The organism is Streptomyces sp. NPDC025651 (genome assembly GCF_055558735.1).
The window spans coordinates 120,647-142,477 of sequence record NZ_JBVHLZ010000007.1 but is presented as its reverse complement, the minus strand read 5'-3'; the positions used below and the strand labels follow the sequence as shown (position 1 = coordinate 142,477).

General features: G+C 73.6%; 19 protein-coding genes and 6 tRNA genes. 14 read left to right on the top strand and 11 right to left on the bottom strand.

Annotated features, from left to right (window positions below; genetic code table 11):
• Positions 1-130: 130 nt before the first annotated feature.
• The 3 genes from cobT to ACZ4D5_RS24710 all read left to right on the top strand — a co-directional run bounded on the left by cobT (position 131) and on the right by ACZ4D5_RS24710 (position 6,823).
• Positions 131-4,336: a nicotinate-nucleotide--dimethylbenzimidazole phosphoribosyltransferase gene (gene cobT / locus ACZ4D5_RS24720; protein WP_467774573.1), complete on the top strand. Its 4,206-nt coding sequence runs from the start codon at positions 131-133 to the stop codon at positions 4,334-4,336.
• 347 nt (positions 4,337-4,683) lie between these two features.
• Positions 4,684-5,916 carry a uroporphyrinogen-III C-methyltransferase gene (gene cobA, locus ACZ4D5_RS24715; RefSeq protein ID WP_467774884.1) on the top strand — a complete coding sequence of 411 codons (1,233 nt, stop codon included), beginning with the start codon at positions 4,684-4,686 and terminating at the stop codon, positions 5,914-5,916.
• A gap of 88 nt (positions 5,917-6,004) precedes the next feature.
• Complete coding sequence (locus tag ACZ4D5_RS24710; RefSeq protein WP_467774572.1) at positions 6,005-6,823, top strand: TrmH family RNA methyltransferase; 819 nt, start codon at positions 6,005-6,007, stop codon at positions 6,821-6,823.
• Between the two features lie 48 nt (positions 6,824-6,871).
• Here ACZ4D5_RS24710 and ACZ4D5_RS24705 read toward each other — a convergent pair whose 3' ends face one another.
• On the bottom strand, positions 6,872-8,212 hold the full coding sequence (locus ACZ4D5_RS24705) for a serine/threonine-protein kinase (RefSeq protein ID WP_467774571.1): 1,341 nt from the start codon (positions 8,210-8,212) through the stop codon (positions 6,872-6,874).
• A 196-nt stretch (positions 8,213-8,408) separates the two neighbouring features.
• Here ACZ4D5_RS24705 and ACZ4D5_RS24700 point away from each other — a divergent pair, with 196 nt between their 5' ends.
• From ACZ4D5_RS24700 to ACZ4D5_RS24685, 4 genes are all read left to right on the top strand, one after another.
• The gene (locus ACZ4D5_RS24700) at positions 8,409-8,675 is read left to right on the top strand and encodes a hypothetical protein (protein ID WP_467774570.1); all 267 of its coding nucleotides are present in this window, start codon (positions 8,409-8,411) and stop codon (positions 8,673-8,675) included.
• 198 nt (positions 8,676-8,873) lie between these two features.
• Positions 8,874-9,077 (top strand): hypothetical protein, encoded by a 204-nt coding sequence (locus ACZ4D5_RS24695; RefSeq protein WP_055569527.1) that lies wholly within the window; start codon positions 8,874-8,876, stop codon positions 9,075-9,077.
• Positions 9,078-9,349: 272 nt separating this feature from the next.
• On the top strand, positions 9,350-10,324 hold the full coding sequence (locus ACZ4D5_RS24690) for an aminoglycoside phosphotransferase family protein (protein WP_467774569.1): 975 nt from the start codon (positions 9,350-9,352) through the stop codon (positions 10,322-10,324).
• 69 nt (positions 10,325-10,393) lie between these two features.
• Positions 10,394-10,708: a TFIIB-type zinc ribbon-containing protein gene (locus ACZ4D5_RS24685; RefSeq protein ID WP_467774568.1), complete on the top strand. Its 315-nt coding sequence runs from the start codon at positions 10,394-10,396 to the stop codon at positions 10,706-10,708.
• Between the two features lie 64 nt (positions 10,709-10,772).
• Here ACZ4D5_RS24685 and ACZ4D5_RS24680 read toward each other — a convergent pair.
• The 5 genes from ACZ4D5_RS24680 to ACZ4D5_RS24660 form a co-directional block, all read right to left on the bottom strand.
• A tRNA-Val gene (locus tag ACZ4D5_RS24680) sits at positions 10,773-10,847 on the bottom strand.
• Between the two features lie 29 nt (positions 10,848-10,876).
• Positions 10,877-10,948: transfer RNA gene (locus ACZ4D5_RS24675), tRNA-Val, on the bottom strand.
• Between the two features lie 36 nt (positions 10,949-10,984).
• Positions 10,985-11,056, bottom strand: a tRNA-Val gene (locus tag ACZ4D5_RS24670).
• Position 11,057: 1 nt separating this feature from the next.
• Positions 11,058-11,131: transfer RNA gene (locus tag ACZ4D5_RS24665), tRNA-Cys, on the bottom strand.
• 40 nt (positions 11,132-11,171) lie between these two features.
• Positions 11,172-11,244: transfer RNA gene (locus tag ACZ4D5_RS24660), tRNA-Gly, on the bottom strand.
• Between the two features lie 187 nt (positions 11,245-11,431).
• On the opposite strand from ACZ4D5_RS24660, the gene ACZ4D5_RS24655 reads away from it, so the two are divergent.
• Genes ACZ4D5_RS24655 through ACZ4D5_RS24645 form a run of 3 tightly spaced genes read left to right on the top strand, consistent with a single transcriptional unit; the run spans position 11,432 to position 14,153 of the window.
• Positions 11,432-12,457, top strand: coding sequence for a chorismate-binding protein (locus ACZ4D5_RS24655; RefSeq protein ID WP_467774883.1), 1,026 nt, complete (start codon positions 11,432-11,434; stop codon positions 12,455-12,457).
• Positions 12,454-13,275: an aminotransferase class IV gene (locus tag ACZ4D5_RS24650; protein WP_467774567.1), complete on the top strand. Its 822-nt coding sequence runs from the start codon at positions 12,454-12,456 to the stop codon at positions 13,273-13,275. The genes ACZ4D5_RS24655 and ACZ4D5_RS24650 overlap by 4 nt, the downstream gene beginning before the upstream one ends.
• 53 nt (positions 13,276-13,328) lie before the next feature.
• Positions 13,329-14,153: a GNAT family N-acetyltransferase gene (locus ACZ4D5_RS24645; RefSeq protein ID WP_467774566.1), complete on the top strand. Its 825-nt coding sequence runs from the start codon at positions 13,329-13,331 to the stop codon at positions 14,151-14,153.
• 10 nt (positions 14,154-14,163) lie between these two features.
• Here ACZ4D5_RS24645 and ACZ4D5_RS24640 read toward each other — a convergent pair whose 3' ends face one another.
• Complete coding sequence (locus tag ACZ4D5_RS24640) at positions 14,164-14,682, bottom strand: DsbA family protein (RefSeq protein WP_467774565.1); 519 nt, start codon at positions 14,680-14,682, stop codon at positions 14,164-14,166.
• Between the two features lie 186 nt (positions 14,683-14,868).
• Here ACZ4D5_RS24640 and ACZ4D5_RS24635 point away from each other — a divergent pair, with 186 nt between their 5' ends.
• Entirely contained in the window at positions 14,869-15,315 is a 447-nt protein-coding gene (locus tag ACZ4D5_RS24635) for a hypothetical protein (RefSeq protein WP_467774564.1), read from the top strand.
• 26 nt (positions 15,316-15,341) lie between these two features.
• Here ACZ4D5_RS24635 and ACZ4D5_RS24630 read toward each other — a convergent pair whose 3' ends face one another.
• Positions 15,342-16,883, bottom strand: a complete 1,542-nt coding sequence (locus ACZ4D5_RS24630) for a DUF4874 domain-containing protein (protein ID WP_467774563.1) — start codon at positions 16,881-16,883, stop codon at positions 15,342-15,344.
• A 184-nt stretch (positions 16,884-17,067) separates the two neighbouring features.
• Here ACZ4D5_RS24630 and ACZ4D5_RS24625 point away from each other — a divergent pair, with 184 nt between their 5' ends.
• Positions 17,068-17,322 carry a hypothetical protein gene (locus ACZ4D5_RS24625; RefSeq protein ID WP_467774907.1) on the top strand — a complete coding sequence of 85 codons (255 nt, stop codon included), beginning with the start codon at positions 17,068-17,070 and terminating at the stop codon, positions 17,320-17,322.
• Between the two features lie 16 nt (positions 17,323-17,338).
• Here the strand turns inward: ACZ4D5_RS24625 and ACZ4D5_RS24620 are convergent, their stop codons facing one another.
• On the bottom strand, positions 17,339-17,896 hold the full coding sequence (locus tag ACZ4D5_RS24620) for a CGNR zinc finger domain-containing protein (protein ID WP_467774562.1): 558 nt from the start codon (positions 17,894-17,896) through the stop codon (positions 17,339-17,341).
• Positions 17,897-18,114: 218 nt separating this feature from the next.
• A complete protein-coding gene (locus ACZ4D5_RS24615; protein ID WP_003959770.1) occupies positions 18,115-18,528 on the bottom strand; it encodes an SsgA family sporulation/cell division regulator in 414 nt (137 codons plus the stop codon).
• A gap of 191 nt (positions 18,529-18,719) precedes the next feature.
• On the opposite strand from ACZ4D5_RS24615, the gene ACZ4D5_RS24610 reads away from it, so the two are divergent.
• Together ACZ4D5_RS24610 and ACZ4D5_RS24605 are read left to right on the top strand one after the other, a co-directional pair.
• The gene (locus ACZ4D5_RS24610; protein WP_467774561.1) at positions 18,720-19,166 is read left to right on the top strand and encodes a TIGR02611 family protein; all 447 of its coding nucleotides are present in this window, start codon (positions 18,720-18,722) and stop codon (positions 19,164-19,166) included.
• Positions 19,167-19,232: 66 nt separating this feature from the next.
• Positions 19,233-19,304: transfer RNA gene (locus tag ACZ4D5_RS24605), tRNA-Val, on the top strand.
• 104 nt (positions 19,305-19,408) lie between these two features.
• On the opposite strand, the gene ACZ4D5_RS24600 is transcribed toward ACZ4D5_RS24605, so the two are convergent.
• Entirely contained in the window at positions 19,409-21,796 is a 2,388-nt protein-coding gene (locus tag ACZ4D5_RS24600; RefSeq protein WP_467774560.1) for an SCO7613 C-terminal domain-containing membrane protein, read from the bottom strand.
• Between the last annotated feature and the right edge of the window lie 35 nt (positions 21,797-21,831).

Here is a 21,831-nt window from a genome sequence, read left to right as displayed (position 1 = left end):
CGTGCCGCGGGGCGCGCACGCTCGTTGAGGATGACGGGCGGTTGGTGCGCCGCTCCGGGCAATGGGGCCTCCCCGGCCGAAGGCTGAGGGGCGGTCGAAGAAGCACTAACCGATGGGCGAGGGGTTACGCATGACCGACACCGGCCAGGTCCCGGGCGAGGGGCTGCCGGAGGGCGCAGGCAACGGTGTACCTTCCGGGCCCGTGCAGGGCGCGGGGGCGCAGCAGCCGGGCGTTCCCGCACCGGGTGCGTACACCTTCGTGGACCCGGCCGACCCCTCCGAGAACCCCGCCGATGACGACGACCTGCTGCTGATGCCGGGCGCCCAGGGGGCGTGGAGCGAGGCACAGGCGGCGCACGCCGCGGGGCACCAGGGCCAGGTTCCCGCGCACGGTCAGATGCCGGGCCACGGGCAGGTCCAGGGCCACGCCCAGGTTCCCGGTCACGGCCACCTTCCCGGCCGGGGCGCGGCAGGTCAGCCGCAGGCCGCCCCGGCAGTCGCTCACGCCGCGCAGGCCGCCCACCAGCCGGGTCCGCACGAGACCTCCGGCCGCGACAGCGGCTCGGTCGACCTCAACGGCGTCCGCATGCCCGGCACCCCGCCCGCCGCGTCCCACCCGACCCCCGCCCGCCGTCCGCTGCACCGCGGTCCTTCGGGCCCGGCCGTGCCCGACGGCGCGGCAAGCCCCGTGCGTTCGCTCGCCGACCGGGGTCCCGCGGGGGCGACGCCTCCGCAGCAGCACCCCGCGCCGGTGCGCCACGCGGGGCCGCCCACGACCGGCCCCGAGTACCTCGACATCCCGCGTGACGACGCGGGCATGCCGGGTCCGCAGCTCGGTGAGATCCCGCAGGGGGCCGCGCCGTGGGCTCCGCAGGGGCAGGAGCCGGGGCAGCCGGTGGGGGCCCAGGGGGCTTATCCCGCACCAGCAGAAACGGTCGTCCCGGAGGCCGCAGGGACCTCGGAAGCCTCAGAGTTCCCGGGCGCCTCGGATGTCACACCGGAACCACCGGCAACTGAAGCACCGCAGGCCGCGGAAGCCGCGCAGTCCGCAGGGCTCCCGCAGGCACCGGAGGCCGCCGCCTCCGAGCTGCCCGTGGAGCTGCCCGCACAGGGCCACGACCCGGCACAGCTCCAGGCCCAGGCCCAGCCGCAGGACCAGGTCTACGCCCAGGACGGCCAGGTCCACGCACAGGACCAGGCGCAGTACGCCGCTCAGGGCGCCCCGCTCGCGGGCCCCCCCCAGGCCGCCGCGTTCCCGCAGGCCGCGGGCGCAGGTGCCGCCACCGCCGCGCAGTACGGCGCCGACGCCGGGCAGGTCCCGCTGGGGGAGCGGCAGTTCCCGGCGGGCGAGCAGCAGTTCCCCATGGCGGAGCAGCCGGCGTTCGCCCAGGCCGTGCCCGCCGCGGTGGGCCAGTCCCCGTTCGTCGTCGCCTCCGCGCAGCCGTGGGACGGCGCCCAGCTCCCGCACGCCGACGCGGCGGGCCACCCCGGCTTCGCCCCCGACGCGCCGCAGGGCGCGCACGCGGGCCCCGTGGGCGCCGTGCACGCCCAGCGCGTCCACACCCCCGACGGCGACCACCAGGCCGAGGCCCGGCATGCCGCACAGGGCCCGCACATCCCCGAGCCGCAGGGCCCGCAGGACTCCGCCGTCCCCGCGAACGCATCGGTGCCCGGCGAGCTCGGCGGTGCCCAAGAGGCCACGCCCATCGGCCAGTTCGTGCCGGTCGACGGCACCGTCCCGACCACGCCCCACCTGGCCCCGACGCCCCCGCGCCCGCTGGCCGTCCCCCAGGAGGACCCGGCATCCGCCGAGGAGGCCCCCGAGGCCCAGGCCACGCCCGAGGCCGCCCAGGAGCACGCGGCCCAGGACGCCGAGCAGCCCGCGGCCGAGCCGACCGCCGAGGCCCAGGCCGACCCCGCCGACCCGGCGGGCGTCGCCCCCGTCCTCGTACCGCAGGCGGAAGCGACGGAGACCGCGGCGCCCGAGGCGGCGGCTCCCGAAGCCGTGCCCGCCGAGCAGTCCGAGGCCGCCGACGAGGCCCCCGAAGCCGCGCGGCAGCCCGCCGCCACGGTGCCCGCCCCGCGCGACGGCGCCGAGCCGACCGCCGTGCCGGACGCGGCGGTCCAGGCCCCGGAGAGCGGCCCGAGCGCGGAGCAGGAGACGCCCGAGGCGGCGCCCGCCCCCACGGAGGCCGCCGAGAGCCTCCCCCAGAACCCGCAGGCCCTGCCTGTTTCCTCGGTGGTGGACCAGGCCGAGTTCCCGGCCGCCCCCGAGACGGCCGACCCGGCCGAAGCGTTGGACGAGGCAGACGAAGTCATCTCGTTCGAACCGATCGATGCGAACGAAGTGACCGAAGTGGCCGAAGCACCCGAGATGGCCGAAGCGCCTGAAGCCCCCGAGACGACCGAGGCCCCCGAGGCACTCGCCGCCGTCTCCGCACCCGACGCCCCCGAGGCGACGGAGGCACCCGAGCCGGTGGAAGCACCCCAGCCGCCGGAGAGCGAAGAGGCGGTGGAGGCGCAGGACGCCACCGACGTCCCCGAGCTCCTGGAGACGGAGGCCGACGACGCCGCCGAGTACCCCGAGCCCGTGCCGTCCCCCGGTACCGCCGCTCCGGGCTACGCGGACGCCGAACGCGAGGCCGTCCTGCGCGTCATGCGCGAGCGCCGCGACATCCGCAACGGCTTCCGCAACGACGCCATCCCGCACGAGGTGCTGCTCCGCGTCCTGGAGGCCGCGCACACCGCCCCGTCGGTCGGCCACTCGCAGCCGTGGGACTTCGTCGTCATCAAGTCCGCCGAGACCCGGCGCACCATGCACGAGCTGGCCATGCGCCAGCGCGACGCGTACGCCAAGTCCCTGCCCAAGGGCCGCGCGAAGCAGTTCAAGGAACTGAAGATCGAGGCCATCCTCGACACCCCGGTGAACATCGTCGTCACCGCCGACCCCACCCGCGGCGGCCGCCACACCCTCGGCCGGCACACCCAGCCGCAGATGGCCCCGTACTCCTCGGCGCTCGCCGTCGAGAACCTCTGGCTCGCCGCCCGCGCCGAAGGCCTCGGCGTCGGCTGGGTCAGCTTCTTCGACGAGCGCGAGATGGTCCGCGCCCTCGGCCTGCCCGAGCACCTCGAAGTCGTCGCCTACCTCTGCGTGGGATACGTCGACGAGTTCCCGGACGAGCCCGAGCTGATGCAGGCGGGCTGGTCCAAGCGCCGCCCGCTGTCCTGGGTCGTCCACGAGGAGACGTACGGCCGACGCGCCCTGCCCGGAGAGGACCCGCACGACCTGCTCGCCGAGACCGTGGCCAACATCCGCCCGCTGGACGCCAAGGCGCTCGGCGAGGCGTGGGAACGCCAGAAGCGCATGACCAAGCCGCCGGGCGCGCTCGGCATGCTGGAGATCATCTCCGCACAGCTCTCGGGCCTGTCCCGGATGTGCCCGCCGCCGATCCCGGAGCCCGCGGCCGTCGCGATCTTCGCGGGCGACCACGGCGTGCACGCCCAGGGCGTCACCGCCTGGCCCCAGGAGGTGACCGCGCAGATGGTCGCCAACTTCCTCGGCGGCGGCGCGGTCTGCAACGCCTTCGCCAACCAGGTGGGCGCCGAGGTCTGCGTCATCGACGTGGGCGTGGCCAGTGAACTCCCGGCCACCCCGGGCCTGTTGCCCCGCAAGGTGCGCGCGGGCACGGCCGACATGACGACCGGCCCCGCCCTGACCCGCGAGGAGGTCAAGGCGGCGATCGAGGTGGGCATCGAGACGGCCCGCGACCTCGTCGCGGCGGGCAACAAGGCCCTGCTCACCGGCGAGATGGGCATCGCGAACACGACCGCGTCCGCCGCCCTCATCTCGGTCTACACCGACACGGACCCCGCCGAGGTCACCGGCCGCGGCACGGGCATCAACGACGAGATGCACACCCGCAAGGTCGAGGTGGTCCGCCGCGCCCTGGACCTCCACAAGCCGGACCCGGCGGACCCGGTCGGCGTCCTCGCGGCGATCGGCGGCCTGGAGCACGCGGCGATGGTCGGCCTCCTCCTCGGCGGCGCCTCCCTGCGCACCCCGGTCATCCTGGACGGCGTCAGCGCCGGCGCGGCGGCCCTGGTCGCCCGCGCCATCGCCCCCGAGGTCCTCGCGGCCTGCATCGCGGGCCACCGCAGCGCGGAGCCGGGCCACGTGGCGGCCCTGAACAAGCTGGGCCTGCGCCCCCTGGTCGACCTGGACCTGCGCCTCGGCGAGGGCACCGGCGCCCTCCTGGCCCTCCCGGTGGTCCAGAGCGCGGCCCGAGCGATGCACGAGGTGGCAACGTTCGACTCGGCGGGCGTCACCGAGAAGTAAATGCGGAGCGCCTGCCCGTAGCCCTGGGCAGGCGTTCCGCAGGCGGCGCCCACCCCGTGCCCGTCCCCGTTTGTGGGCAGGCGTTCCGCAGACGCTGCCCACCCCAGTCCGTCCCCGTTTGCGGGCAGGCGTTCCGCACGGCGGAACGGGTGGGCACAAACGCCCACGGCCCGCAGACGAACGGGGGCCCGGGGCGGAGCCCCGGTTTCGGGAAGGGGCGGGCTTGGGGAAGGACACCGCCACCCGCCCCAGCCATACTGAACCCGCACGTCAAAGCATCCGCCGCTCCACCGCCGCAGCGGCAGCCGCAACGCAACGCCCCGCACGAGGAGCCCCCAGCCATGGCCATGGCCGAAAACCCCGCCTACCCCGTAGGCCTCCGCCTCACCGGCCGCCGCGTCGTCGTCCTCGGCGGCGGCCAGGTCGCCCAGCGCCGCCTCCCGGCCCTGATCAAGGCAGGCGCGGACATCCTCCTCGTATCCCCGTCGGCAACCCCCTCCGTGGAAGCGATGGCCGACGCGGGCGAGATCACCTGGACCAGGCGCCGCTACCAGCCCGGCGACCTCCAGAACGCCTGGTACGCCCTCATCGCCACCAGCGACGCCGAGGCGAACACCCAGGCCTCGGCGGAGGCGGAGGCCCACCGCGTCTGGTGCGTCCGCTCCGACGACGCCGAGGCCGCCACCGCCTGGACCCCGGCCACGGGCCGCTCCGAGGGCGTGACGGTCGCCGTCCTCTCCTCCGACCTCCACGACCGCGACCCCCGCCGCACCGCCGCCATCCGCGACGCGGTCGTCGAGGGCCTGCGCGATGGCAGCCTCGTCGCCCCGCACCTGCGCACCCGCACCCCCGGCGTCGCCCTCGTCGGCGGCGGCCCCGGCGACCCGGACCTGATCACGGTCCGCGGCCGCCGCCTCCTCGCCGCCGCGGACGTCGTCATCGCCGACCGCCTCGGCCCCCGCGACCTCCTCGACGAGCTCCCGCCGCACGTCGAGGTCATCGACGCCGCGAAGATCCCCTACGGCCGCTACATGGCCCAGGAGGCGATCAACAACGCCCTGATCGAGCACGCCAAGCAGGGCAAGGCCGTCGTCCGCCTGAAGGGCGGCGACCCCTACGTCTACGGCCGCGGCATGGAAGAGCTCCAGGCGCTCGCCGAGGCGGGCATCACCTGCACCGTCGTACCCGGCATCTCCAGCTCGATCTCGGTCCCATCGGCGGCCGGTATCCCCGTCACCCACCGCGGCGTCGCCCACGAGTTCACGGTGGTCAGCGGCCACGTGGCCCCGGACGACGAGCGCTCCCTGGTCGACTGGCAGGCCCTGGCCAAGCTGCGCGGCACCCTGGTGATCCTCATGGGCGTCGACAAGATCGGAAAGATCGCGGAGGCCCTGATCGCCCACGGCAAGGCGGCCGACACCCCGCTCGCCCTGATCCAGGAGGGCACGACCGCCGCCCAGCGCCGCGTCGACGCGACACTCGGCACGGTCGCCGAGGCGGTCCGCACCCACGAGGTGAAGCCCCCCGCGGTCATCGTCATCGGCGACGTCGTGAAGATCGGTCCCGCGCCCCTCGCGTGACGCGCCCCGCACACCCCCAAGTAACCAGCGGTAACGGAACCTGTCCGCAGCCGTTGGCACCACACCCAGGACAAGGCAGTATCACCCTGTGGCTGATCTCATCACCGTCGACGACCCCGACGACCCCCGCCTGCGCGACTACACAGGCCTGACCGACGTCGAGCTGCGCCGTAAGCGCGAACCGGCCGAGGGCCTGTTCATCGCCGAGGGCGAGAAGGTCATCAGACGGGCCAAGGACGCCGGGTACGAGATGCGCTCGATGCTGCTCTCGGCCAAGTGGGTCGACGTCATGCGCGACGTCATCGACGAACTCCCCGCCCCGGTGTACGCGGTCAGCCCCGACCTCGCCGAGCGGGTCACCGGCTACCACGTGCACCGCGGCGCGCTGGCCTCCATGCAGCGCAAGCCGCTGCCGACCGCCGACGAACTCCTCGCGACCACCCGCCGCGTGGTCGTCATGGAGGCGGTCAACGACCACACGAACATCGGCGCGATCTTCCGTTCCGCCGCGGCCCTCGGCATGGACGCGGTCCTGCTCTCCCCGGACTGCGCGGACCCGCTCTACCGCCGCTCGGTGAAGGTCTCGATGGGCGCGGTCTTCTCCGTGCCGTACGCCCGCCTGGAGTCCTGGCCCAAGGGCCTGGAGGGAGTGCGGGAGTCGGGCTTCAACCTGCTCGCCCTCACCCCGGACGAGAAGGCCAAGTCGCTGGACGAGGCGGCGCCCCACCGCATGGACCGCGTCGCGCTGATGCTCGGCGCGGAGGGCGACGGCCTCTCCACCCAGGCACTGGTCGCCGCCGACGAATGGGTCCGCATCCCGATGGCCCACGGCGTGGACTCGCTCAACGTGGGCGCGGCCGCGGCGGTCGCGTTCTACGCGGTGGCGACCGGCCGCACGCAGCTCTAGCGCCCGAAGGGGCGCGGGGAACTGCGCGCCCCAGAAGAAGCGGGGCGCCTAGTCGTCCGTGTCGTCCATGTTCATGGTCGACTCGAAGCGCTCGGACATGACCTGCCCGTCCAGCGGCTTGTACGTCGGCTCGTGCCGCTCGTGCTGCTTCTTGTCCTGTACGCCCTCGTCGCCGAGCCCTCGCGCGGGCCCCTGGCATCCCTGCGCCGCCGCGATGGCGAGTGCCACCAGCAGCGTCACGACCACGAAGACGAAGAGCCGCTGCCGCAGCAGCCGCGGATTGGCGGGCCCGCGCCGCCCCGTGCCGGTGGTACGAGGTCCTTGGCGCCCGGCGCCGCTGCGCGGGGCGGGCCTGCTGCCGGAGCGGGGGGCGGTCCTGGAGCCGGACCGCGCGGCGTTCGGCCGGGACGAGCCGGGCCGCGACGAGCTGGGCCGCGGCGGGGGAGTGGCGCCGGGCGCGGGGCGCCGCTGGGTGCGCTGGTCCGCGTACCCGTCGGCGAGCCGCCCCGTCGGACGGTCGTGGTCCTGACGCGGCGCGGGCGGCCGCACGTCGCCGATCCCCTGGGCCTCGCGGGCGGCGATCTCCTTGAGCCTGAGCGACAGTTGGAGCGTGCTGGGCCGCTCCTCGGGGTCCTTGGCGAGGCAGGCCCGGATCAGCGGCGCGAGGGCGTCCGGCACGCCGTGCAGCTGCGCCTCCTCGTGCACCACGCGGTAGAGCATGACCTCGGAACTGCCGTGCCCGAAGGGCGAGTCCGCCATGCCCGCGTAGGCGAGCGTGGCGCCGAGCGCGAAGACGTCGGTGGCGGGCGTGACGGCGGCGCCGCGCACCTGTTCGGGGGCGAGGAACCCGGGCGAGCCGACGGCGGTGCCGACGTGCGTCAGGGTCGAGGCGCCCGTGGCCCAGGCGATGCCGAAGTCGATGATCCGCGGCCCCTTCGGGGACAGCAGGATGTTCGACGGCTTCAGATCCCGGTGCACGACACCGGCCTCGTGCACGGCCACGAGCCCCTCGGCCAGCGCGGAACCGACCACGGCCACCTCGGCGGCGGACAGCGGCCCTTCGGCGGCGACCTTGTCGTGCAGCGAGGGCCCCGGGACGTACTGGGTGGCGAACCACGGCCGGTCCGCGTCGAGATCGGCGGCGACGAGCCGCGCGGTACAGCCGCCGCGGATGCGCCGGGCGGCGGAGACCTCCCGCGCGAACCGCGACCGGAACTCCTGATCCTCCGCCAGATCGGGCCGGATCACCTTCAGGGCGACGCGCTGCCCCCGCCGGTCCGACCCCAGATAGACGACCCCCATGCCGCCGGCGCCCAGGCGCCTGTGCAGCCTGAACGAGCCGACGACACGCGGGTCCTCGCGCCGGAGCCGCATCATCGCCATGTCCATCCCCGCTACCCGGTCCGTTTGACGAGCCACAGCTTACGTTTCCGCGGCCGGGCACGTGCAGAGGCCGCGCCCTCGCGGGCCGATCGATTGTCAGTGCCGGGTGGGAAACTTGAAGAGTGGTCAGGGCACGGGGGGCGAGGGGCCGTTGACGCCGCCCCGATCCCCAACCATCCATCGCTGAAGGGGGATTGATCCCGTGAAGGGTGATCGCGTGGAGATAGTCGTGGACGCCGGGGACACGACGCGTACGTACGAAGTGGTGGCGAGCCGGGCGGGCCGCCGGGTGGAGACGGCGGTGCGCAGGGGAGTGGTGGAAGTGAGCGAAGTCACCCGCAGCGGCTCGGTGGTGCGCACGGCCCGCTTCATGGCGACGCGCGTCCTGGCCCTGGTCGAACAGCCGGTGCCCAGGGAGGACACCTCCGAGGCCACGGCCCGCCCCCTCCGGGAAGACCCTGAGGCCTAGGACCTCGTCTCCACCCACGGGAGTACACAGGCGCCGGTTGGTCATCCTCCGGGAGGCCAGGCAATCGGTACGAGGGCATGACGCCCGGAACCCTCCGCGCGCCTAGATTTGAGGTCAAGCGGCGGGTGCAGCACTCGTCCCCCGAGGTCAGACACCCGCCGCTGCCAAATCCACATCGAGATCGGTCAGGAGAGGAACATGGCGGACACGGCACCGCGGACCATGATCCGCACGCAAGGGCGCAGGTTCTCCGCGTTCGGCGTCCGCCCGTCCGGCACGCGTCACCCCTTGGTGGCGACGGCCATGGTCCTCCCCCTGGCAGCCCTGCTCGTGGTCGTCTTCGGCGGCTGGGAAGCAGTGGTCACACAAGCGTCGTCCGTGGGCGTGATGCTGGGGCGCTGAGCGGCGCCCCGGGCCCGGAAGAGCGGTCCGGGCGGGGACATCCGGCCATGAAACCCCGTGGGGACGGGGGTGCGGCGGACGGCACAAATGCCCGCGCAGCTGGGGAGCTGCGCGGGCATTGCCGTACCCCCACCGAGCATCCTCGCCGCCCCCGTTCGCGACAGCCGTCCCGCGAGGCCTTCCCCACCCCGCCGCCTGCCCCTGTCCGCGGAGGGACGTTCCGCACGACGTGCCCCACCCCCCCCCGACGAGGGTGCGTACGCTCAGGCATCGTGCCCCCTGCTCCCGCGATCCTCCCCGCCCTGACCACCAAGGCCCGCACCGAAGCCCACCGCACCCCCGGCGGAGCCATCTGCGCCTGCGCCCCCGGCGACGAGGTCCTGGCGAACAGGGCGGACGCCACCGTCATCCGCCACGGCGACCTCGTGGCGAAGGCCCACGCCCAGGAAACGGACACCGCGGAGCTGGCGGCACGCCTCACCGTGGCCACCCACCTCCCCGGCACCCTCCTCGCACCCCTGTACCCCACCCCCACCGCCCTCCACGGCCGCCTCGTCACGTTCTGGCCCCACGGCACCCCCGTGGACCGCGACGACCCCGACGCCGCCCCCTGGGAAGCCGCCGCCACCCTCCTCGCCCGCCTGCACGCCACCCCCGTCACCGCGCTCCCGACCCCGCTCCCGCCCATGCGAGGTCCCGCCAAGGCCGCCCGCGCCGTCGCCCGCCTCCACGCCGCGGGCCCGCACCCCGCCGCACCCCCGGTCCTGCGCGCCTGGGCGACCCTCCCGCCCTGGGCCCGAGCGGAAACCCCCACACCCGCCCCGGCGGGGGCCCGGCGCCTGTGCCACGGCGACTTCCACCTGGGCCAACTCGTCCGCACCCCAGAGGGCACCTGGCTGCTCATCGACGTCGACGACCTCGGCGAGGGCGACGCCGCCTGGGATCTGGCCCGCCCCGCCGCCTGGTACGCCTGCGGCCTGCTGCCCCCCGACGAGTGGACCCGCTTCCTGGACTCCTACCGCACGGCAGGCGGCCCTGCGGTCCCGGCGGACGGCGCCGACCCCTGGCCGGCCCTGGACGTCCCGGCCCGCACCCTGACCGTGCAGACCGCGGCCCTGGCGATCACCAAGGCCGTCGCCGCCGACCGCCCCCTGGACGAGATCGAGCAGGCCCTGATCGACGCCTGCGCGCGGATGCCCGGAGTGCCCGCCGCACCGCCCGAGTTGGTCCAGGACGCAACGAAGTAGGGTGCAACGCACCGAAGCCGGGCAGAGTTCCGGCGAAGCAGTCATCACCGGCGAGGAGTTGAGCCGTCCATGCAGTGCCCCAAGTGTCACGCACCGATGCACACGTACAACCGCAATGGCGTCCAGATCGAGCAGTGCAACGGCTGCCGCGGGATATTCCTGGACTACGGCGAGCTGGAGTCCCTGACCCGCCTGGAGGCCCAGTGGGGCGCCCAGCAGGTCCCGCCGCCGCCCGCCCCGCCGGCCGCTCCCCAGGGCTACCCCGCGGCCCAGGCCCCTGCCTGGGGCGTCCCGCACGGCGGTCATGGAGGCCACGGCAGCCACGGCGCCCACTACGGCCACAAGCGTCACAAGAGCTTCGGGCACATGCTCTTCTCGTCCTGACGCACGACGTGCCCCGGGCACGACGAAGCCCCCGGTCGTGGAAACGACCGGGGGCTCCGTGCTGTGGTGCGCGATACTGGGATTGAACCAGTGACCTCTTCCGTGTCAGGGAAGCGCTCTCCCGCTGAGCTAATCGCGCAGGTGAACCTGCGTTTGCTGCGTACTGCGTGCGCGATACTGGGATTGAACCAGTGACCTCTTCCGTGTCAGGGAAGCGCTCTCCCGCTGAGCTAATCGCGCGGGGTTCGGTCCGAGGACCAGGATCCGAAGATCCAGTGGACGATACTGGGATTGAACCAGTGACCTCTTCCGTGTCAGGGAAGCGCTCTCCCGCTGAGCTAATCGTCCTTGGAGGTGGAGACGGGATTTGAACCCGTGTAGACGGCTTTGCAGGCCGTTGCCTCGCCTCTCGGCCACTCCACCAGGAGCGTAGGGGTTCGGGAAGATCCCCCACTTTCCTGCGAGCGGACGACCAGGTTCGAACTGGCGACCTCAACCTTGGCAAGGTTGCGCTCTACCAACTGAGCTACGTCCGCTTGTCTTTCCCGTTTCGCTTGCGCGTCCCGGCGACGTGTTGAACTCTAGCGGATTCCTGGGCCAGTACAAAAACGCGTTTGCGCAGCGTGCTGCGCTGTCGTCGGTCCAGGGCGCCGTCGGGACGGCGGTCATAGACTCACAGCCGTGCACAGCCCCCCTCTGACGTCCCCTTCCGTGCTCCCTCCGATGGCGCGCTTCGGCGGCCTCGTGGCCACCGGTCTACGCGACGTGACCAGCGACCCTGCGGCCCTGGACTCCACCGGCTTCTGGGCGGTGTCCGCGGACTTCGAGGGAGGTCTGGTCTGCGCCCGCTTCGACGACGTACGCGAAGAGGCCGTCCCCGCCCCCGTCCCGGGCCGGTGGCACGGCCCCGCGGCCGGTGACTGGACGTCGTCCCTGGATCGCGCCGCGTACACGGACGGCGTGCGACGGATACGTGAACACATCGCGGCCGGCGAGGTCTATCAGGCGAACCTCTGCCGGGTGCTGTCCGCGCCCGTCCCCGCCGACGCCGACGTGGACGCCCTCACCTCGCTCCTCGCGCGCGGGAACCCCGCTCCGTACGCCGGAACGATCCGTCTGCCCGAGCACGGCGTGGAGATAGCCACCGCGTCCCCCGAGCTCTACCTGCGCCGTGCGGGACGCACCGTGGAGTCGGGCCCCATCAAGGGCACGGGCAGGACCGAGGCGGACCTCCTGGAGAAGGACTACGCCGAGAACGTCATGATCGTGGACCTCGTCCGCAACGACCTCGGCCGTGTCTGCGCGACCGGCTCGGTGACCGTCCCCGACCTGTGCGTGGTCGAGAAGCACCCCGGGCTCGTCCACCTCGTCTCGACCGTCGGCGGGGAGCTGCGCGACGGCGCGGGCTGGGCCGAGCTGTTCGGCGCGACGTTCCCGCCCGGCTCCGTCACCGGCGCCCCGAAGTCCAGCGCGCTGCGGATCATCGACGAGCTGGAGACGGCGCCGCGCGGTCCGTACTGCGGCGGCATCGGCTGGGTCGACGCCGACCGGGGCACCGGAGAGCTCGCCGTCGGCATCCGCACCTTCTGGATCGACCGCGCCGAAGGCGTGCTGCGCTTCGGCACCGGAGCGGGCATCACCTGGGGCTCCGACCCCGAGGGGGAGTGGCGGGAGACCGAGCTGAAGGCCGCGCGACTGCTGGAGGTAGCGTCGGGGGCGTACGCAGCGAGTGGAGGAACTCCGACGTGAAGATCTGGCTCAATGGCGGGCTGCAGGACCTCGATTCCGCCCGCGTCTCCGTGCTCGACCACGGCCTGACCGTGGGCGACGGCATCTTCGAGACGGTGAAGTCGGTCGAGGGCAGGCCTTTTGCCCTGACCCGCCACCTGACCCGGCTCACGCGGTCGGCCCGCGGCCTGGGCCTGCCCGAGCCGGACCTCGACGAGGTGCGCCGTGCCTGCGCGGCCGTCCTGGAGGCCAACCCGCTGCCGCTGGGACGGCTGCGGATCACCTACACCGGAGGGCTGTCGCCGCTCGGCTCCGATCGCGGCGACCAGGGCACCACGCTCGTCGTCGCTCTCGGCGAGGTCACCCGGCGCCCCGACTCCACCGCGGTCGTCACGGTGCCGTGGACCCGCAACGAGCGCGGCGCGCTGACCGGCCTGAAGACCACCTCGTACGCGGAGAACGTGGTGGCCCTGGCCCGCGCCCGTGAACAGGGCGCTTCGGAGGCCCTGTTCGCCAACACCGTCGGGCAGCTCTGCGAAGGCACGGGATCGAACGTCTTCATCGTGCTCGACGGCGAGATCCACACGCCGCCGGTCGCGTCCGGCTGTCTCGCGGGCATCACGCGCGCGCTGGCCGTGGAGTGGACGGGAGCGCGCGAGACCGAGCTGCCGCTGGACGTCCTCGACCGTGCCGACGAGGTGTTCCTGACGTCGACGCTGCGCGACGTCCAGGGCGTGCACCGCGTCGACGGACGCCAACTGACCGGCGCCCCGGGCCCGGTGACGACCAAGGCGATGCGCGCCTTCGAGGAGCGCGCCGCCGAGGACATGGATCCGTGAGTCCCGCGAAACCTTGGTGACGGCCGGGGGTCGGCGCGGGTAGAACACCTGTGATGACCACGACCCTGCGGCCGACCGGGCCGCTCCAGCAGAGCGCCGACGGCGCGAAGTCGCGCACGTACGACGTCTGCGTGAACAGCCGTCCCGTGGGTTCCATAGCCCTCGCCACCCACAAGGTCTTCGGGCCGAAGGTCTGCCAGGTCATGGACCTGCGGATCGCGGAACCGGACCGCAGGCGGGGGCGCGGCACCGTCGCCGCGCTGGCCGCCGAGGAGGTGGCCCGCGGCTGGGGCTGCGGGCGCATCGAGGCGACCGTCCCCGCCGACGCCACGGCGGCCCTGCGCCTGGCCACCGCTCTCGGGTACGTCGAGCGCAACCGCACGATGGCCAAGCCGCTGCCCGCCGAGGTGCCCGCGCTGCCCGAGGGCGCCGAGCTGCGGCCGATGACCGAGGACGAGTACGGGCCGTGGCTGGCGCACGAGGAGGACGGCTACGTACGCGACTGGGTCGAGCGCGGAGTGCCCGAGGCCGAGGCGCGCGCCAAGGCCCGATCGGACCACGAGCGCTTCCTCCCCCAGGGCGTGGCGACGCCGGACACCTGGCTGAGCGTCCTCACGCACCGCGGCACGCGGGTGGGCACCCTGTGGATCGCCCTGGCGGGCGACGACATGTTCGTCTACAACATCGAGGTCGACGAGGAGCACCGCGGGCAGGGCCACGGCCGTTCCCTGATGCTGGCCGCCGAGGCGCAGACCCGCGAGGCCGGCCACGGCCGCATGGGCCTCAACGTCTTCGCGGGCAACACCCCGGCCCTGCGCCTGTACGAGTCGCTCGGCTACGAACCGACCTCGTACTACCTCTACAAGCCGCTGCTCTAGAAACCTGCCGCTAGGCGCCGTCGCCCGCGAGCAGCCGGTCGGCGATCTCCTCGATGCGGGCGCGCAGGCCGTCCTGGCTCTTGCCGCCGTCGAGGCGCTCGCCGTCGATCACGTACGTCGGCGTGCCGGTGACCTTGATCGCCTTGCCCTCGGCCTGGTCGGCGTCGACGATCAGGATGTGCCGGCCGTCGATCAGGGCCGTGTCGAACTCCTCGGCGTCCAGGCCCAGTTCGCGGGCGGTGTCCACCAGCACGGACTCACCCTCGGCGGACAGGTCCTCGACCCTGGCGAGGACCGCCTCGACGTACGGCCAGCCCTTGCCCTGCTCGAAGGCCTCCTCGGCGGCCTGGGCGGCGGCGAAGGAATGCTTGTGCTTCTCGAGGGGGAAGTGCCGCAGGCGCACCTCGAGACGGTCGCCGTAGCGCTCGCGCAGGGCGCGCACGTCGTCGAGGGCGGTACGGCAGTCGGGGCACTGCAGCTCGCACCAGACGTCGAGGACGACGGGGCGGGCGGGGGTGGAGTCGCTCATGGGCACAGTCTTCCAGCCCGTGGACGTGCCTCCCAACCGGGACCTGGGGAGGAGCCGGACCCCGAGATGACCCGGAGATGTCCCTGAGGTCCGCCCCGGGCGTGGCTCCACGGTGCCCGCCCGGTGCAGGATGGAAGGGACGACAGCGTCATATCCCTACGTACGCCTGTATGCCTGGAGGACCGGATGATTGCCGAGACCGTCTGTTCCGCCGTATCCGCGGCCGGGCTCGGCATCGCCGCGGTCACGGCCTACCGCAAGCGCTTCCTCTCCGCGGCACGCCTCGCCGCGTACTCCCTGGTCCCGGTGGGGCTGGTCCTGACGGGAGTGGTGGGCTGGGCGGCCGACACCGCCTTCAGTCTCAAGGCGTGGGTGGGCTTCGGCGTGCTGGGCGCGGCCTGGCTCATGTTCATGGGCACCCGCGCGGTGGAGCGCCGCACCGGCGGCACCCGCAAGGAGCGCAAGGCCGCGAAGGCCGCCCAGCGCGAGGCGGTGGCCCCCGCGGCGTCGGCGCCCTCGCTCGGCCAGGGCGCACGGCCTGCCGCCGCCCAGCCCGCGGCCAAGCCGAAGGCCACCGCGCCCGCGGAGGACTTCAGCGACATCGAGGCGATCCTGAAGAAGCACGGCATCTGACGGACCCGGTGGGGAGGTGCGGCCTCTCAGAGCCGGACCTCCGCCAGGACGTTCACGCCGTCGACCCACTCCACCGAGGCGTTCGCGCACCGCACGGCCCGCCCCCGCCCGGGGAAGGCCGGATCGGGCAGGGCGAGCGCGATGCGGTGCGCACCCCGGGCCCCGGCGGGCAGGGCGAGCTCGGCGCGCACGGTCGAGGGCGCGGGCGCCGCGTGGTCGTCGTCCGTCTCCGCGCGCCCCTGAGGCAGCCAGTCGCGCCAGTCCGCACCCGTGTCGGCCGCCGCGACCGTCCGCCCTCGGGCGTCCAGGAGCACCAGGCGTACGGGACGCGGATGCTTGGGCGGCGCGAACCCGCGGTTCACCACGTCGACCTCCACCGGGAGCCGCCCGCGCCGCCGTGCCGCCGCGAGGTCGTACCGCGCCTCGCGCACTTCCACGCGGTAGCCGAGGTGGTCGCGCAGGTACTCGAACGGGGTGCGGGCCACGGCCCGCCCCGCGCGGTCCCTGAAGTACCCGTCGGACACCGGCAGTTGCGCCTGAACGGCCTGTCGCTCGGTGAGCGGCGCCGCCTTCCAGCCGGGGATGGTGACGGTGGCGTTGTGCACGAGGGAGAGGCTGTCGAAGCGGAGCGTCTGCAGCCGTCGCGCGGCGGCGACGCCGGGAATGACGGTGCTCCACGCGTACGGGTCGGAGCTCTGTCCCTTGTCCCAGGGCATCTCGCCGTCCATCATCCGCGTCCGCGCGACGTCGAGGTACGTCGGCCAGCCGGGGTTGTCGGGTACGTAGTAGTCCCACAGCCCCTCGCCGAGCGTCACGTAGTCGTTGTGGAACCCGACGCGGTCCAGGATCGCCCGATGGGTGATCATGTCCCGTTTCTCGGCGTACCTGACCTGGGTGTGCAGGCCGGGCGGCAGGGCCTCCACGAGCGTCGTCATGATGGCGGTCACGGCGTCCGGGTAGGTCTCGTGCCGGTGGTGACTGCCGTGCCATTCGCCCCAGGTGCCGAGGAAGCCCGCCTGCCAGACCGCGACGACGTCGCTGTTGCGCGCGACCAGCGGCGCCAACTGCCCTATGTGGCGCTGGATGTCCCGCACGGTGTAGCGCCGGTTCTCCCGCACCCCGTCGTCGTACACGAACCGCAGGACCGCCGCGTACCCCTTGCTCCGCAGCCCGCCGAGGACGCGCTCGATGTTGTCGAGCGCGCTCTGCGGGATCTCCGAGGTCGCGAATTCCCAGAGGTAGAAGTACAGCTGGGTGAGGTTCGCGCCCGCGCCGTACTCGCGCTCCAGCAGGTCGAGCGTCTTCGCGGCGTCGGGGGAGTGGTCCTGCTCGTTCGGCCAAGGGCTTGTCAGGTCAAGGGCGTTGTACGACATCTCGTAGCGGAAGCCGCGGCGCGGATTGGGCAGTGCGGCGCGTCCTTCCGGGTCGTCGGGGCGGATGCCCCGGTGCGGGACCCTGCGCCACGCGCGCGCGTGCCCGGGGGCGGCCGACGCGGCGCCGATCGGCGCGGCCGCGAGCGCCGCGGTGCCCAGCGCGGTCGTCAACAGCCGTCTGCGGTCCACGGTCATGAGCGGCTCCCTCGTTCGAGTGCGGACGGTGCCGCCGAGTCTCGCGAGGGGGAACGGCCGTGAGCCATGGACGGAACGCGCCGGGCGCTGGACTTTTGCCGGTTCACGGAATCCGGCGAACTCCCGCCCCGTCCGGGCGTGTTGGTCGGCGGTCCCCCGCGACCTGCGTCATCATCACCGCGAGATGCTGGACACCACCACACAGGGCGACGCCGCCCCGCCGGACGACGAACGGCAGGCGGCACCGGCCCGCGAGCGACGACCTGCCGACGTGCCGGGGCCCGCGACCGCCCCCGAGGCCGAGCGGACCGCCCCCGCCGACGAGGAGGAGCGGCAGGGCTGTCTCTTCGCCCTCTCCCAGCCACCCCTGATGATCTTCCTGGCGGTGATCAGCACCTTGATCCTGGCGGCCTCGCTCCACGATCTCCTGCTGCTCTAGGCGATCTCCTCCCGCTCTAGCCCGCGGCTTCCTTGCGGCGGGCGCGGTACGCGGCGACGTGCAGCCGGTTCCCGCAGGTGCGGCTGTCGCAGTAGCGCCGCGAGCGGTTGCGCGAGAGGTCGACGAAGGCGCGCCGGCAGTCCGGGGCCTCGCAGCGCCGCAGCCGCTCCTGCTCCCCGGCGACCACGAAGAAGGCCAGCGCCATCCCGCAGTCGGCGGCCAGGTGGTCCGCGACGGATGCCCCCGGCGCGAAGTAGTGGATGTGCCAGTCGTAGCCGTCGTGGTCGGTGAGGCGGGGCGTGGTGCCCGCCGCGGCGACCAGTTCGTTGATGATCGTGGAGGCGGTCCGCGGCTCGGGGTTCGCGAAGACCTCGCCGAAGCGGCCGCGGACCCGGCGGACATCGGCGAGGTCCCGCTCCGAGAGCTCCCCGACATCGCTCACGTCGTGGCTTCGTACGAAATCACCGAGCGCCGCCACGTCCGCGAGACCGTCGGCGCCGTCCTCCTCCGGTGCGGTGTTCACCAGATCGACCACGGCGTCGAGGGAACACCGGGTGTCGTGGGTGATCAGCACGATTCGCTCCCTGGCCTGGGGGTCGGGCTTGAGCCCGCCGATGCTGGCCGATGCTAGCGGCTTCCCCACGGGACGCACCGGCGCCGTCGCCGCGGGAATCCCGCGGCGACGGCGCCGGTGCCTGCTCTGTTCGCCTTGTGTCGTTGTGTCGTCACTGCCTGCGCCGTCGCCCCGAGTCGGACGGCGTGTGGGGTCGCTCTCGACGCGCCGCGTGGCCGCTAGCTCTCGGCCAGGATGTGTGAGAGCTCCGTGTCGAGGTCGAAGTGGCGGTGTTCCGTGCCGGGTGGCACGGCCGCGTCCGTTCGCTTCAGGAAGGACTCCAGGGCCCGCGCCGGGGCCTCGAGCAGGGCCTCGCCCTCCGGGGAGCTCAGGGCGATGCAGACGACGCCCTGACCGTGGCTCCGGGACGGCCAGACTCGGACGTCGCCGGTGCCGGTGGGCCGGTGCAGGCCCTCGGCGAGGAGGTCGCGGGCGAACACCCACTCGACGGTTTCCTCGGCTCCGGTGTGGAAGGTGGCGTGCACGGCATAGGGATCGGCCGTGTCATACCGCAGTCCTGCGGGTACAGGCAGTGAGGACTCGCTCGACACAACGAGGCGCAGGTGCAGCTCGCAGCTGACCGTGGTGTTCATAAGCGCCAGGGCCTTTCGCTCAGTGTGCGCTCGGGGATTCGCACGTCGGCGAAATCGACATGCCACCTACGGTGCCGTTGTAAACCCCTCTGAGGGTTTTGCGTGTCTTTAGGTAGCTCGCATGGCGGGTTGTCCCTTCCGTACGTGCACCCATTCCGGTGAAGGGTTTCCGTCCGGTAGGGTTTGGCCGCATGAATACGGGGAGTAACGATCCGGCGGGGGTCGCGGACCCGACCGTCGGAGCCAAGGCCGAACAGCCTCTTGACCAGCCTCTCGGCTCGCGTGCGCCGCAGTACGTCCAAGCGCGCAGGATGCTGCACCTGAGCTGGCAGGTGGGCGTGTTCATCGTGGGTCTCGCGGTTGTCGTCGCGGGCATCATCATGCTGCCCCTGCCGGGGCCCGGCTGGCTGGTGATCTTCGGCGGAATGGCGATCTGGGCGACCGAGTTCGTCTGGGCCCAGCTGGTGCTGCGCTGGACGAAACGCAAGGTCACCGAGGCGGCGCAGCGTGCGCTCGACCCCAAGGTGCGGCGCAGGAACATCATCTTGACGACCATCGGCCTCGTCATCGTCGCGGTGCTCGTCGCCATCTACGTGTGGAAGTTCGGCATCACGATGCCGTGGAAGATCAAGGAGTGACCCGAGGGTGACTCCGGGGCGGTCGGGAGCACCCGCTGACATGCGGTAATGTTCTCCATGCGCCCGGGGCGATTAGCTCAGTGGGAGAGCGCTTCGTTCACACCGAAGAGGTCACTGGTTCGAACCCAGTATCGCCCACCCCGGATTGCGGCCCGGAGGCTTTAGAGCCTCCGGGCCGTTCTCGTATTCCCTTGTCTTTCCATGGAATTGACGGGTCCACATGTCCCGGCGGCGCTCCGCAATCAGTGCATTCGATTCAGCGCATTCCGGAACCTGCGTGCGTCGCGCAGACGTTGCTCGTACGTGGCTCCGACGGCGAGGAGCAGCAGACCCGCGAGCGCCGGCGGCAGCCAGCGGGGTAGCGCGCCCGCCACCTGCACGATGTACGGGGCCAGCTCGTGCAGCGCGTCCAGGGACAGGACCGTGCCGCCGAGGACCAGCGGGGCGCGCAGCCGGTGGTGGGCGCCGATCAGCGTCAGGGCCAGGGCGGCGGTGCCCAGCAGCAGGGGGCGCTGCCAGTGCGGGTCGCTCCAGGCGGCGGCCAGGCTCGGCAGCAGTGTCGCCGCGAGACCCGGACCGTAGGCCGTCCAGGAGGAGGCCTCGGGGTCGCGGCGGCGCCGCAGGAGGCCGACGAGCAGGGCGGGGACGGTGACGGGCAGGGTGTACGCCTCCGGGGCCGTCACCTCCCATGAGGCGAGGCGGACCCAGCTCGCCAGGACGAACAGCGCTCCGGCCGCGTACCCGACGGGGCGGCGGTCCGCGCGCAGGGCGGTGCCCGACGCGATGAGTCCGGCGAGCGCCAAGGAGAGCGCGAGGGCCGGCGCGTGGCCCGCGGTCAGGGCGACGGCGAGGGCTCCGGAGGCGGCCGCCATGATCTCGACCGGCAGCGTCAGGGGGTGCCGGCCGAGCCGGGCGGCGGCGAGAGCGGCGAGGCCCGGCACCGCGAGCGTGAGCAGCCCGATGTGCTCGGGGCGCAGATCCCCCGCGGCGCCTGCGGCGCAGGTCAGCGCGGTGGCGTACGCGAGGGCCGCGCAGGCCGAGAGCGTCGCCGCGCCCGGTGCCGGTTCCGTGCGCCGGGCCGAGCGGGCGCAGGCGGCGAGGAAGAGCGCCGTCAGCGCGCCGAGCGTGGTGAGAGTGGCCGCCGTGGTCGCCAGGGCGAGGAACGCGACGCCCGCCGAGGACACCAGTGCCAGGGCCGACGCCGCCAGGGCCCGATGCGCGGACGTGGTGTGTGCCGCGTACGCCAGGAGGGCCGCGGTCAGCAGGATCTGGGCCGAAAGGCCTGCGGCGTACGGGAGTTGGAGCGCGGGCGGCAGGGCGACGGCCGCGGACCAGGCCAGTGCCGGAGCGCCGTGGCGGGCCGCGCGCCGGGCCGTCGTACCCAGAGGGCCGGTCGCCACGAGCAGGGCCACGGCGACGGCCGCGAGCACCGGCGGGGCCAGGAGCGGGTGCGCCAGGGGCAGTTCGAGCAGCAGGGCGTCCCGGGCGTCCGAGGGCGCGCCCGACCAGGCGCGGGTGGCCCAGCCGAGCGGGCCGAGCAGGGCGACGGCGGCGACGGGCAGCGCCCACAGCACCGCAAGGCCCTGGACGGCGGCCGACGCCGCGGCGATCCCGCGCCGCAGGGGCCGGGGCAGGGCGGTGCGGACGAGCGCCAACAGCGCGATGCCGCACGCCAGATGGACCGGCACCGTCCACGCTGCGGGCAGCGCGGTCCGCAGTACACCGCCGGACGCCGCCACCGCGAGCAGTCCGCTCGCGCATGCCGCGCCGGTGGTGGCCTCGGGGTTCTTCGACCACCATGCGGCGGCCAGGGCGATCAAAGCGGAGAACAGCTGCAGCGCGCCCGCGCGGGCCGCGCCGGTCGGATCGGTGGCCTGCGCGGACAGCCAGCAGGCGCTCGCCGCGCCATACAGTCCGAGGGCACAGGCCCCCGCGGCGGCGACGATCCGCACCGAGCGGACACCCGCCCACAGCGCGAGCGCGGTGTCGAAGGCCGCCGTCGCGAGCAGCGCGGCCGCCATCGCGTGGTCGCCCGCCTGGGCGGCGCCCGCCCAGAGGACCAGGGGGAGTTGGGCCGTCGCCACCGCCGTCGGCAGCGGCAGGCGCAGCTCGCGAAGGAGCAGGCCGTACCCCGCCCACAGTGCGGCGAGGAGCGCGGAGGCCGCCGCCGCGTAGCCGAGGGCGTCCGCGCCGGGCAGGGCGAGATGGCGCAGCGCGTACGTGTCGAGGACGGTCAGCGCGAGCCCCAGGCCCGCCACCGCCTCCGCCGTCGAACGCAGCGAGCGGCGCAGCAGCGCCGCGGGGGCGCCGAGCGCCGCCAGCGTCGCCGCGCCGAGGACCGCGCTGCGGCCCCCGATGCCCAAGTGCCCCCAGCTCACCACGGTGAAGGCGATCGCCGCGATGGTCAGGAGGACACCTCCCAGCGTGAGCAGCACGTTCTGCGCGCTCGGCGGGGTGGTCTCGGCGGGCGGGCCGGCCGGGCGAGGGGGCGGCCCGGCCGGGCCCGCCGCGCGCAGGGCGCCGAGCAGCCAGGCCCGGCGCTGCAGCAACTGCTTCCTGCGCGCCTCCAGTTGGCGCAACTCCCAGTCGAGGACGCGGAGCTCCTCGGCCGGGGGCGGAATGTTCGTCATGCCACAGGAGTGTGGTCCGCGCCACGTCGCGCGAC